This is a genomic window from Novosphingobium soli, from assembly GCF_042432915.1.
Lineage (GTDB): Bacteria > Pseudomonadota > Alphaproteobacteria > Sphingomonadales > Sphingomonadaceae > Novosphingobium > Novosphingobium soli.
Window position 1 is genome coordinate 190,415 of sequence record NZ_JBHLWK010000015.1, and the last position, 12,632, is coordinate 203,046.

The window sequence follows — 12,632 nt, forward strand, 5'->3', positions numbered from 1 at the left end:
CGCCGTGGCGGCGCTTCCCAAGCTTCGGTCGCCGCGGCCAGAGGGTCCTGTACGCGTATGCCGATCCTAGCGTTTCTGCCATTCCTGCTGTTCGCCTAGCGATAACATGCAGGATTATGCAACTAAACGTGCGTCCTATGCAACCGCTGGAACGATTTCGCACTTGCACAAAAGCGCGGTTCGGAGCATACAGACAGTGCCTTTCAGGCATCCTCTCCCAAAACTTCCACGGCCCGGTCGGTTTCGATCGGGCCTTTTTTTCTTGTCCGGGTAATCCGCGGAGCCTTCCGTTTCGGCACCCGCTTCCTGCCAACATGCAGCACGCCCGCGGCCGCGACGGGAACCCCGAACCCCGGCGCGGGTTCGCCCCATGCCGCCTCTCGCGGCCGGTTTGAAATCCAGGGCGGCGATACCTAGCTCCACCTTCGCCGTCCGATCGCGCCGCCGTCCTCCGGCTCGATCATCGGCACCGGGATCGAAGAAGGGAAGCGCAATGGCGGATACGGACACCAGGACAGACGAGCGCACGGTCAGGCTGCAGGTCGCGGCCGCCCGTCAGGAAGAGAGCGGCCAGGGCATCGCCCGCCTCTCGCGCGCCGCCCTGTCCGAGATCGGCGCGATGGAAGGCGACGTGCTGGAGATCACCGGCAAGGCCGTGACCGTCGCGCGCGCCGTGCTCGCCTACGACGAGGACGAAAGCCTGCAGGTGATCCGCCTCGACGGGCTCCAGCGCGGCAACGCCGAGGTCGGTTCGGGCGACCATGTGGTGGTGCGCAAGGCCGAGTCCCGCGCCGCCCAGCGCGTCGTCTTCGCGCCGGCGCAGAAGGACATGCGCCTGCAAGGGCCCTCGGCAGCGCTCAAGCGCAACTTCTTCGGCCGTCCGATGGTGCAGGGCGATCTCGTCGCCACCACCGGCCAGCAGCAGGTCGCGGACATCCCGCCGCAGCTGCGCCGCATGTTCAACGCGCCGGCCTACGCCCTGACGCAGATCCGCCTCAACGTCGTCTCCACCACACCGCGCGGCATCGTCCACATCGACGAGAACACCGAGGTGGAACTGCGCGAGACCTTCGAGGAGGCGCACGACGCCCGCGGCGACGTCAACTACGACGACGTCGGCGGGATGGGCGACACCATCCGCCAGCTGCGCGAGATGGTGGAACTGCCGCTGCGCTATCCCGAGCTGTTCACCCGCCTCGGCGTGGCGCCGCCCAAGGGCGTGCTGCTCCACGGCCCGCCGGGAACCGGCAAGACCCGCCTGGCGCAAGCCGTCGCCAACGAGAGCGAGGCCAGCTTCTTCTCGATCAACGGGCCCGAGATCATGGGCTCGGGCTATGGCGAGAGCGAGAAGCACCTGCGCGAGGTGTTCGAGGAGGCGACCAAGTCCGCCCCGGCCATCGTCTTCATCGACGAGATCGACTCGATCGCGCCCAAGCGCAGCCAGGTCCACGGCGAGGCGGAAAAGCGCCTCGTCGCCCAGCTGCTCACGCTGATGGACGGCCTCAACAGCCGCGCGCATGTCGTCGTCATCGCCGCCACCAACCGGCCCGATGCCATCGACGAGGCGCTGCGTCGGCCCGGCCGCTTCGACCGCGAGATCGTCATCGGCGTGCCGGACGAAAGCGGGCGCCGCGAGATCCTGGGCATCCACACCCGCGGCATGCCGCTGGGCGACAAGGTGGACTTGCGCGAGCTGGCCCGCACCACCCACGGCTTCGTGGGCGCCGACCTCGCGGCTCTCGCCCGCGAGGCGGCGATCGAGGCGGTGCGCCGGATCATGCCCAAGCTCGACCTGGAGGCGCGGACCATCCCCGCCGAGGTGCTCGACAACCTCCAGGTGATCCGCGAGGACTTCCTTGCGGCCCTCAAGCGCGTCCAGCCCTCCGCCATGCGCGAGGTCATGGTGCAGGTCCCGAACATCGGCTGGAGCGACATCGGCGGCCTCGACGAGGCGCAGATGAAGCTCAAGGAAGGCATCGAGCTGCCGCTCAAGACCCCCGAGGCGTTCCACAAGCTGGGCATCCGGCCGGCCAAGGGCTTCCTGCTCTACGGCCCGCCCGGCACCGGCAAGACCCTGCTCGCCAAGGCCGTGGCGAAGGAGGCCGAGGCGAACTTCATCTCGATCAAGTCGTCCGACCTCCTCAGCAAGTGGTACGGCGAGAGCGAGCAGCAGATCGCCCGCCTGTTCGCCCGCGCCCGCCAGGTCGCGCCCTGCGTCATCTTCATCGACGAGATCGACAGCCTGGTGCCCGCGCGCGGCATGGGCGGGTCGATGGGCGAGCCGCAGGTCACCGCGCGCGTGGTGAATACGATTCTGGCCGAGATGGACGGGATGGAGGAACTGCAGTCGGTCGTCCTCGTCGGTGCCACCAACCGGCCGGCGCTGGTCGATCCCGCGCTCCTGCGCCCCGGCCGCTTCGACGAACTGGTCTACGTGGGCACGCCCGATGCCGCCGGCCGCGAGCACATCCTGGGCATCCACACGGCCAAAATGCCGCTGGCCGAGGACGTCTCGCTCAGCAGCATCGCCGATCGCACCGAACGCTTCACCGGCGCCGACCTGGAAGATGTCGTGCGCCGCGCCGGCCTCATCGCCATCCGCAAGCGCGGAGCCGACGTCGCCGCGGTCACGCGCGAGGACTTCGAGGACGCACTCGAGGACAGCCGCGCTACCGTGACCGAGGACATGGAGGCGGAGTACGAGCGGATGAAGGGCGAGCTCAAGAAGCGCGCGATGGAAATCTCCCCCATCGGCTTCATCGCCCCTGGCATGGTGGAAAGCACCCGCGAGCGCAAGCACGGCGGCTGACACGGGATGGTGGCGTGACGAGAGGCCGGGCGGCAATCCGCCGCCCGGCCTCTCCACGCGGGCATCGGCCCGGCGGCCCGTTCAGTGGGTCTGGTGCCCCGAGGCGGCCTTGCCGTCGGGGACGTCCGGCAGGCCCTTCCCCCCGGCGAACGCCTCCATCATCGACGGCGTGGCGGCGAGTTCGATCGGCGCGGTCGGAAGCACGCGCTGGCGGGCGAGCGCTTCCGGCATCTCGCGGCGGATCCATTCCATCATGCCTTCGCGGATCTCGCAGCGCAGGTCGAACAGGGTGGGCCCGTCCCGGGCGCTCATCAGGAGGCGCACCTCCAGCGTCTGGTCGCGGCAGTCCGTCACCTGCAGGATCTGCGCGCGCTTGTCCCACAGGCGATGGGCGGTGATCTGGCGCGTGTACTCCTCGCGTATCGGCGCGATGTCGACGGCGTGGTCGAGGTAGAGGAACACGGTGCCCAGTAGCTGCGAGGTGGTCTTGGTCCAGTTCTGGAAGGTGTCCTCCAGGAAGCGGCTGGAGGGCACCACCAGCCGCCGGTCGTCCCACAGGCGCACGACCACGTAGGTCGTGCGGATGTCCTCGATGCGGCCCCATTCGCCGTCGAGGATGACGACGTCGTCGATGCTGATCGGCTCGGTGATCGCCATCTGGAAGCCGGCGATCAGCGCCTTGAGCGCGGGCTGCGCCGCGGCGCCCACCGCCAGCGCGGCAAGACCGGCCGAGGCCATCAGCGTGACGCCGATCTCGCGCACGCCGGGGATCGAGGCGAGCATGCCGGCAACCGTCAGGAACACGATCAGGAACGTGCCGATGCGGCTGAAGATGGACAGCCTGGTGCGGCGGCGGCGCGCGTTGCGGTTGTTCTCGACGGTGATGTCGGCGCGCACGATCATCGCTTCGACGAAGGCATGCAGGATGGCGATCGCGACCCAGCCGATCAGCAGCGGCATGACGAACGGCGCGAAGCGCTCCCACACCGATTCCAGCGCCTCGGTTTCGCGCGCGGCCAGCACCACGCCCATCGCGACGAAGGCCCAGCGGGTGGGCCGGTAGAGACGGCTGACGACAAGATCGTCCGCCTCGCTGGTGCTGCGATGCGCCACGCGGTTCAGCACGCGGAACAGCGCGCCGTGGACGAGCAGCGCGATGACGATGCCGAGCACCGCGGCCAGGATCGCGAGCACCGGCTGCTCCGCCCAGTCGGGCAGGCCCGTGATGTGGCGTTCGATGAAGTCGATCATGGGCGTGAAACGATGCTGCAGCGCAGCAGTTGCGCGGCGTGTCTCACCGTGCCGCCCTTTGGTCGCGTGTTCAGCGTGGCGGCCGGCAGCTCACACTTAGTGCGCGGCGCCCCAGCTCGGCCCGGAACCGATCTCGATCCCCAGCGGAACATCCAGCGCCACGGCCGGCAGCGCCGCCTCGGCCATGACCCGCTCGATCACCGGCGATGCGGCGGCGACGTCGCCCTCGGGCAGTTCGAACACCAGTTCGTCGTGCACCTGGAGCAACATGCGCACGTGAGGCAGGCCGGCATCGGCGAGGGCCGGTCCCATGCGGACCATGGCGCGCTTGATGATGTCGGCGCTCGTCCCCTGGATCGGCGCGTTGATCGCGGCCCGCTCCGAGCCCTGGCGTTCGGCCTGGTTCTTGGAGTTGATGCGCGGGAACCAGGTCTTGCGACCGAACAGGGTCTCCGAATAGCCCTTGGCGCGCACGCTCTCCAGAGTTTCGTGGATGTAGCGCTGGATGCCCGGGAAGCGCTCGAAGTAGCGGTCGATCATCGCCTGCGCCTCGTCGGCGCCGACACCGAGGCGGCCGCCGAGTCCCCAGCGCGAGATGCCGTAGAGGATCGCGAAGTTGATCGTCTTCGCGCGGCCGCGGGTATCGCGATCGACGGTGCCGAACATCTCCATCGCCGTGCGCGCGTGGATGTCCTCGCCCGCGGCGAAGGCGTCCTTGAGGCTCGGCACGTCGGCCATGTGGGCCGCCAGGCGCAGCTCGATCTGCGAGTAGTCGGCGGCGAGCAGGACATGCCCCGGCTCGGCCACGAAGCAGTCACGGATCTGGCGGCCGATCTCGGTCCGGATCGGGATGTTCTGGAGGTTCGGATCGGTGGACGACAGCCGCCCGGTCTGGGCGCCGACCAGGCTGTAGCTGGTGTGGACGCGGCCGGTCGCCGGGTTGATCGCCGCCTGCAGTGCCTCGGTATAGGTGGAGCGCAGCTTGGACAGCTGGCGCCACTCCAGCACCTTGGTGGCGACCTCGGCGCCTTGGGTGGCCAAGCCTTCCAGGATCGCCTGGTCGGTGGAGTACTGCCCGCTCTTGCCCTTGCGGCCGCCCTTGTAGCCGAGTTTGTCGAACAGGATGTCCCCCAGCTGCTTGGGACTGCCGATGGTGAATTCCTGGCCGCACAGGTCGAAGATCTCGCACTCCAGCGCGCGGATCGCTTCGGCAAACTGGCTGGACAGGCCCGCCAGCCGTTCGCGGTCGACTTTCACGCCGTGCCGCTCCATCTGCGCCACGACCGGGATCAGCGGGCGGTCCACGCGCTCGTAGATGCGGGTTCCGCCTTCGTAGGAGAGCCGCGGACGCAGCTGGGTGTGGAGGCGCCAGGTGACGTCCGCGTCCTCGGCCGCGTACTGGGTGGCGCGGTCGAGCGGCACTTCGCCGAAGGGAATCGCCTTCTTGCCGGTGCCGCAGATGTCCTTGAAGGTCAGCGTCGTGTGGCCGAGGTGCCGCTGCGCGAGCTCGTCCATGCCGTGGCCGCCGCCGATCCCGTCTAGCGAGCGCCCCGCATCGAGGCAGAAGCTGACGATCATGGTATCGTCGATGGGGGCCACGGCGATCCCGTGGCGGGCCAGGATATTGAGGTCGTACTTGATGTTCTGCCCCACCTTCAGCACCGCGTCGCTTTCCAGCAGCGGCTTGAGGCGGCGCAGCGCCTCCTCGAGGGGCACCTGCTGCGGCTTCTCGGCGAACATGTCCGAACCGCCGTGGCCGAGCGGGATGTAGCAGGCCTCGTTCGGGCCGACCGCCAGGCTGATCCCGGCCAGGTCGGCGCGCATGGCGTCGAGCATCGAGGTCTCGGTGTCGATGGCGACGAGCCGCGCCTGCGCCGCGCGGGCGATCCAGCTGTCGAGCTGCGCCTCCTCGGTCACGCATGCGTAGGCGTTGCGGTCGATCGCGGGCCATTCGGGCAGCGACTGCCGGGCGGCGCCCTCGGGGGCCTTGGTGCCCGTGGTGACCGCCTTGGCGGGGTGCAGCTGCGTCGCCCGCTCGGGGCTGCCGGTGCCCAGGTCGAGGCGCTTGAGCAGGCTGGTGAACCCGTGACGGCCGAGGAACGCGGCCAGCGGCTCGGGCGGGATGGCCTCGAGCTTGAAGGCGTCGAGCGGCATCGGCAGCGAGCAATCTTCCTTGAGCGTGACCAGCACCTTGGACAGGCGCGCCTGCTCGGCCTGCTCGATCAGCCGTTCCTGCAGCTTGGACTTCTTCATCTCCGGCGCCGCGGCGAGCGCGCTCTCGAGGTCGCCGTAGTCCTGGATCAGCTTGCTGGCGGTCTTGGGGCCGACGCCGAACACGCCCGGCACGTTGTCGACCGAATCGCCCATCAGCGCGAGCACGTCGCCCACCTTTTCGGGCGGCACGCCGAACTTCTCGATCACCTCGGGCACGTCGATGCGCTGGTTCTTCATCGTGTCGAGCATGTCGATGCAGCCGCCTTCCACCCCGTCGTGGGGCTGCGCGCACTTGCCGACGAGCTGCATGAGGTCCTTGTCGGAGGAGACGATCGTGACGTCCCAGCCGCGGCGGGTGGCCTCGCGCGCGTAGGAGGCGATCAGGTCGTCCGCCTCGAATCCCTGCTCCTCGATACAGGGCAGCGAGAAGGCGCGCGTCGCGTCGCGGATCAGCGGGAACTGCGGGACGAGATCCTCGGGCGGCGGCGGGCGATTGGCCTTGTACTGGTCATAGAGGTCGTTGCGGAAGGAGACCGCGCCGGCATCGAGGATGACGGCAAGGTGCGTTGGCCCGTCGGCCTTGTTGAGGTCCTCCGCCAGCTTCCACAGCATCGTCGTGTAGCCGTAGACGGCCCCCACGGGCGTGCCCTCCGGGTTCGTGAGCGGCGGCAGCCGGTGATAGGCACGGAAGATGTAGGCCGAACCGTCGACGAGGTAGAGGTGCTGCTTGGACTCCATGGGCGAACCCGTAGCAGCGTGGGCGTCGGTCGTCAGCATCAGTCATTTGTGGCTGTGCAGGAACCGTGCATCTCCGCAGGAGTTTCAGCCGGGCGCTTGCTACGCCGCACGCGGCCCCGTACCCAGGCCTCCGGGCCCGCTCAAGGAGGCCCACGCGGCGACCACGCCGACGGGGTAATTCGCAGAAGAAGAGGGATTGAAGCACAATGCGCAAGATCGTTTTCGCCGCCGCCGCCAGCCTGGCGGCCATGTCGCTGGGCGCCTGCTCGGAGCAGACCCAGGATGCCACCGAGGCCGCGGCCTCGGCTGCCGGCAATGACATCGAGGCTGCCGCTTCCGACGTCGGCGACGCGCTGGGCAACGCCGGCGACAAGGCTTCGGAAGCCGCCAACGACACCGCCGACGCCGCCAAGGACGCAGCTGCGGACGCCGAGAAGACGACCGACGACATCGCCGCCGACGCCGAGAAGGCTGCGAACGACGTCGCCAAGGAACTCGACGACCACACGGACGGCAACCCGCACACGAACTGATCGACGCGGGTCGGCAAATGGAAAAAGGGGGCCGCGGCCCCCTTTTTTTGTGCCGAGCGGTCCGGTTCAGCGTGAGGCGGCCCGGCGCGAGCCGCTCAGCGTGAGGCGGTGCGCGTGGGGCCTTCGCTGAGGTAGCCGTTGTAGATCGTGCGTGCGATGCTGGCGATGCGCGCTTCGCGACCCGGCCGGCCGCCCTGGCCGGTCACGTAGATGGCGATCGCGAAGACACGGCCGTCCGGGGTCTCGATGATGCCGACGTCGCTGGAGGTGTTGTTGAGCGAGCCGGTCTTGTGCGAGACCTGCACGCCGGCCGGCAGCCCGGCCGGGATGCGCCGCTTGCCCGTGATGCAGCGGCTCATCGCGCCCAGCAGCACCTTGCGGCTGGAGGGGCTGAGCCACTTGCCCTGGTAGATGCCGGCGAGCAGCGTGACCATGGCCTTGGGCGTGGCGCTGTCGCGCTTGTCGACCACCCGGGCCGGGTCGATGGCGCCGTCGTCGCGCACCAGCGTGGCGATGTCGCGGTCGATGTGCCAGTCGTCGACGCCCGCGCGCTCGATCCAGGCGTTCACCGCCTTGGGGCCGCCCACGACCTTGAGCAGGGCATCGGTGGCATAATTGTTGGAGCGCGTGATCATCAGTTCGATCAGGCGCTGGGCGGTCATGTACTCACCGGGACGCACGGGGGCCACCGCGCTGGAAAACGGGCGGGAGGCGACCGGGACCATCAGCGGGAACTCGCTGGACAGGCTCCACTTGCCCTTGTCGACCCCTTCGAGGAACGTCGCCGCGATCGCGATCTTGCTGGTGCTCGCCATCGGGAAGCGCTGGTCGCCCAGCACGTCCACCATGCGGCCGGTGGTCAGGTCCATCGCGGCCACGCCGATGCGTCCCTGCGCGGCATTGGCCACGGCGGCGAGCTGCTGGCCGAGCGGCGAAGCGTACTTGCGGGGGCCCCGCAGTTCGGTGCCGAACAGGTCATCGAAGCTGTTCTGGACTTCCACCACCTGCTCGGTCGCGCGGCCCGGCGGATCGATCTGGTCCGCCCATGCGCCGTGCGGCAGTGCGGCGGCAGCGATCATCGTCACCACAGCGAGAAAGCGTCCGGCGCCCTTTCGGCACCGTGCGAACAGTCGGTCTGCCCCGGTCATGCAGCCCACACCCTAGCTTCGTCCATGTTCCCAAACGGTTAACGGCAGATCGACGAAACGCCAGAGTCCAGCGACGAACCGTCTTGGGCTTGCGGTGATTCCCCAAGTGCGCAGCTTCCTTTCACTCCGATGAACGGAAATTGCGGAAGAAGCGCAAGGGCCGCGCACACGGAAAAGGCCGGGGGATCGCTCCCCCGGCCTTTCCGAAAATGCCTGGATGGCGGGCTGCTTAGAAGCCCATGTCACCCATGCCGCCCATGCCGCCGGGCATGGCGGGCATCGCCGGCTTGTCGTCCGGACGCTCGCTGATCGCCGCTTCGGTGGTGATCAGCAGGCCGGCGACCGAAGCCGCATCCTGCAGCGCGGTGCGCACGACCTTGGTCGGGTCGATGACGCCGGCGGCCTTGAGGTTCTCGTAGACGTCGGTCGAGGCGTTGAAGCCGAGGTTCTCGTCCGACTGGTCGAGCAGCTTGCCCGCCACGACGGCGCCGTCGTTGCCGGCGTTCTCGGCGATCTGCTTGAGCGGCGCGGTGATCGCCTTGCGGACGATGTCGATGCCGCGGGTCTGGTCCTCGTTCACGCCCGAGAGGCCCTCGAGAGCCTTGGTCGCGTAGAGCAGCGCGGTGCCGCCGCCGGGGACGATGCCTTCCTCAACCGCGGCGCGGGTGGCGTGGAGAGCGTCGTCGACGCGGTCCTTGCGCTCCTTCACCTCGACTTCGGTCGCACCGCCGACCTTGATGACGGCCACGCCGCCCGCCAGCTTGGCGAGGCGCTCCTGGAGCTTTTCGCGGTCGTAGTCGCTGGTGGTGACTTCGATCTGGGCGCGGATCTGCTCGACGCGAGCCTTGATCTCGTCAGCCGAGCCGGCGCCGTCGACGATGGTGGTGTTGTCCTTGTCGATGGTGACCTTCTTGGCCTGGCCGAGCATGCCCACGGTCACGTTCTCGAGCTTGATGCCGAGGTCTTCCGAGATCATCTCGCCGGCGGTCAGCGTGGCGATGTCGCCCAGCATGGCCTTGCGACGGTCGCCGAAGCCGGGAGCCTTGACGGCCGCGACCTTGAGGCCGCCGCGCAGCTTGTTCACGACGAGCGTGGCCAGCGCCTCGCCCTCGATGTCCTCGGCGATGATGAGGAGCGGACGGCCCGACTGCACCACGGCCTCGAGGATCGGCAGCAGCGACTGCAGGTTCGAGAGCTTCTTCTCGTGGATGAGGATGTAGGGGCTGTCGAGCTCGACCGTCATCTTCTCGGGGTTGGTCACGAAGTAGGGCGAGAGGTAGCCGCGGTCGAACTGCATGCCCTCGACGACGTCCAGCTCGAACTCGAGACCCTTGGCCTCCTCGACGGTGATGACGCCTTCCTTGCCGACCTTCTCCATCGCTTCGGCAATCTTCTGGCCGACTTCGATGTCGCCATTGGCCGAGATGATGCCGACCTGGGCGATCTCCGAGGAACCGGCGACCGGGGTCGAGCGGCCCTTGAGGTTCTCGACGACCTTGGTGACCGCGAGGTCGATGCCGCGCTTGAGGTCCATCGGGTTGGTGCCGGCGGCGACCGACTTCATGCCCTCGCGGACGATCGCCTGGGCGAGGACGGTCGCGGTGGTGGTGCCGTCACCGGCCTTGTCGTTGGCCTTCGAGGCCACTTCGCGCAGCATCTGCGCGCCCATGTTCTCGAACTTGTCCTTGAGTTCGATTTCCTTGGCGACCGAGACGCCGTCCTTGGTGATGCGGGGAGCGCCGAAGCTCTTCTCGATCACGACGTTGCGGCCCTTGGGGCCCAGGGTCACCTTGACGGCGTTGGCGAGGGTGTCGACACCGGCGAGGATGCGCTCGCGAGCGTCACGCGAAAAGCGTACGTCCTTGGCTGCCATTTCGAAATTCCTTCAGTAAATCAGAGTGTGGTTCCGGATTCCGGGGTTCGGCTCAGCCGATCACGCCCAGGATGTCGGATTCCTTCATGATCAGCAGGTCTTCGCCGCCGACCTTGACCTCGGTGCCCGACCACTTGCCGAACAGCACGCGATCGCCGACCTTGACGTCGAGCGGGGTCACGGTGCCGTTCTCGGCGCGGGTGCCGGTGCCGACCGAGACGATCTCGCCTTCGGCGGGCTTTTCCTTGGCGCTGTCAGGGATGATGATGCCGCCGGCCGTCTTTTCCTCGGCCTCGACGCGGCGCACGAGAACACGGTCGTGCAGCGGGCGGAAAGTCATTGGGTGTCTCCCTCAAATCCAACGAACTGAAAACTGGGGTTGGCACTCTGGCCATGAGAGTGCCAACGCGGCGGGATATGGTCCGCTGCTGAAAAGCCGTCAAGCGCGTGTGGCAGAAAAATTTAGGCGCGGTTCAGCTTCGCGGCGAAATGGTGCGCGCGGCGGATGACTAGGCGATGACGGCGTGGATCACGGGTGCGGAAACCGGCCGCGGCGCCTGCGGCAGCAGGCCGAAGCGTCCCCGCCAGTGCCAGCGGGCGAGCAGCAGCGCCGCCGCGACGGTCAGCCCCACGGCAAGGCCGATCCAGACGCCCACGCCGCGCAGCGGGGTGAACAGGCCCAGCGCGACCGAGGTGGCAAAGCCGGCCAGCCAGTAGCCGACGATGGCGATCACCGCCGGCACGCGTGTGTCCTGCACCCCGCGCAGGACTCCGGCGGCGATGGCCTGGAGCCCGTCCGTCAGCTGGAACACCGCGGCGACGAAGAGGTACTGCAGCGCCAGCGCGACGAGCCCGGCGTTGGCGGGCGCCGACACGTCGATGTACGCGGACAGGATCGTGCGCGGGAAGACCAGCATCGCCAGCGCCGAAAGGCACACGAAGGCCATGCCGATGGCGATCGCGGCCCAGCCGGCGCGGCCGATCGCCGCCTTGTCGGCCGCCCCGAAGTGATAGCCGACGCGGATCGTCGCGGCCTGGCCGATGCCGAAGGGCACCTGGAAGGCGAAGGCGGCGATCTGCAGCGCCACCGTATGCGCGGCCAGCTCCGCCTCGCCGACGCGGCCCATCAGGAAGGCGGCGCCGCTGAACAGGCCGCCCTCGGCGATGAGCGTCGCGGCGATCGGCAGGCCGAGCGCGAGCATCTGCCGCAGGCGGCTCCATTCCGGTCGCCACCAGCGCCCGAACACGTGGAAGCGGCGCAAGGCGCGGTCGCTTTGGATCGCGAGGACGTAGGCGAGCACAGTGACGCAGGCGGTGATCGTGCTGGCGACCGCAGAACCGTTGAGGCCGAGCGCGGGCATCCCCAGGTTGCCGAAGACGAGCGCGTAGTTGCCCAGCGCGTTGACGGCAATGGCGAGCGCGGTGATCATCGTCGCGAACACCGGGCGGCCCAGCGCCGAGACGAAGGTACGCAGCACGTTGGCGACGGCCATGGGCACGAGCGCGAGCGAGAGCACGCGGATGAAGCCGCCGGAGATCTCCGCCACGCGCGGGTCCTGCCCCGTCGCGAGCATGATGGCCTCGCCGGTGAAGCACACCGCGACCGCCGCTACGCCGATGATCACCGCCAGCCACAGCGCCATGCGCGCCGAGCGGCGCACCTCGCGCACCGAGTTGCGCCGACGGCCGATCTCGGCCGCGATCAGCGGGGCGACGGCGCCGGTGACGCCGTTGAGGCCCATCATCAGCACCGCGACGATGGCGACCGCCAGGCTGGAGGCGGCGAGCGATTCCTGCCCGAGCCGGGCGACGAAGATCACGTCGACCGCGAAGACCGCCATCTGCAGCATGTTGGCGAGCGCCAGCGGCCCGGCGAGCCGCAGCGTGGCGCTCAGTTCGGCGCGGAAGGGATGGACGGGGGCGCTCTCCTGCATGGGGCGCGGCGATAGGCGGTCGGGACAAGCGACGAAAGCGATTTCCTTCGCACCGGCGGTCCATGGATCTGCACGTCGCCTCGACGCTTTTCCTGGCCGCGCCGGTATATTACGTCCGCAACCAAGGAGAAG

8 protein-coding genes are annotated in these 12,632 nt (G+C 68.6%); 2 read left to right on the forward strand and 6 right to left on the reverse strand.

Going from position 1 to position 12,632, the window contains the following annotated elements; genetic code table 11:
• Positions 1-493 precede the first annotated feature (493 nt).
• On the forward strand, positions 494-2,809 hold the full coding sequence (locus tag ACFFJC_RS13135; RefSeq protein ID WP_379487934.1) for a CDC48 family AAA ATPase: 2,316 nt from the start codon (positions 494-496) through the stop codon (positions 2,807-2,809).
• Between the two features lie 81 nt (positions 2,810-2,890).
• Here the strand turns inward: ACFFJC_RS13135 and ACFFJC_RS13140 are convergent, their stop codons facing one another.
• Both ACFFJC_RS13140 and polA read right to left on the reverse strand, forming a co-directional pair.
• The gene (locus tag ACFFJC_RS13140; RefSeq protein WP_379487935.1) at positions 2,891-4,060 is read right to left on the reverse strand and encodes a mechanosensitive ion channel family protein; all 1,170 of its coding nucleotides are present in this window, start codon (positions 4,058-4,060) and stop codon (positions 2,891-2,893) included.
• Positions 4,061-4,156: 96 nt separating this feature from the next.
• A complete protein-coding gene (polA, locus tag ACFFJC_RS13145) occupies positions 4,157-7,012 on the reverse strand; it encodes a DNA polymerase I (RefSeq protein WP_379488039.1) in 2,856 nt (951 codons plus the stop codon).
• Between the two features lie 206 nt (positions 7,013-7,218).
• Here polA and ACFFJC_RS13150 point away from each other — a divergent pair, with 206 nt between their 5' ends.
• Entirely contained in the window at positions 7,219-7,545 is a 327-nt protein-coding gene (locus ACFFJC_RS13150) for a hypothetical protein (protein ID WP_379487936.1), read from the forward strand.
• 95 nt (positions 7,546-7,640) lie between these two features.
• On the opposite strand, the gene ACFFJC_RS13155 is transcribed toward ACFFJC_RS13150, so the two are convergent.
• The 4 genes from ACFFJC_RS13155 to ACFFJC_RS13170 all read right to left on the reverse strand — a co-directional run bounded on the left by ACFFJC_RS13155 (position 7,641) and on the right by ACFFJC_RS13170 (position 12,500).
• The gene (locus ACFFJC_RS13155) at positions 7,641-8,624 is read right to left on the reverse strand and encodes a serine hydrolase (RefSeq protein ID WP_379487937.1); all 984 of its coding nucleotides are present in this window, start codon (positions 8,622-8,624) and stop codon (positions 7,641-7,643) included.
• Positions 8,625-8,922: 298 nt separating this feature from the next.
• Positions 8,923-10,566: a chaperonin GroEL gene (gene groL / locus ACFFJC_RS13160; RefSeq protein ID WP_379487938.1), complete on the reverse strand. Its 1,644-nt coding sequence runs from the start codon at positions 10,564-10,566 to the stop codon at positions 8,923-8,925.
• A gap of 52 nt (positions 10,567-10,618) precedes the next feature.
• On the reverse strand, positions 10,619-10,906 hold the full coding sequence (gene groES, locus ACFFJC_RS13165; RefSeq protein WP_160984197.1) for a co-chaperone GroES: 288 nt from the start codon (positions 10,904-10,906) through the stop codon (positions 10,619-10,621).
• Positions 10,907-11,075: 169 nt separating this feature from the next.
• On the reverse strand, positions 11,076-12,500 hold the full coding sequence (locus tag ACFFJC_RS13170; protein WP_379487939.1) for an MATE family efflux transporter: 1,425 nt from the start codon (positions 12,498-12,500) through the stop codon (positions 11,076-11,078).
• Between the last annotated feature and the right edge of the window lie 132 nt (positions 12,501-12,632).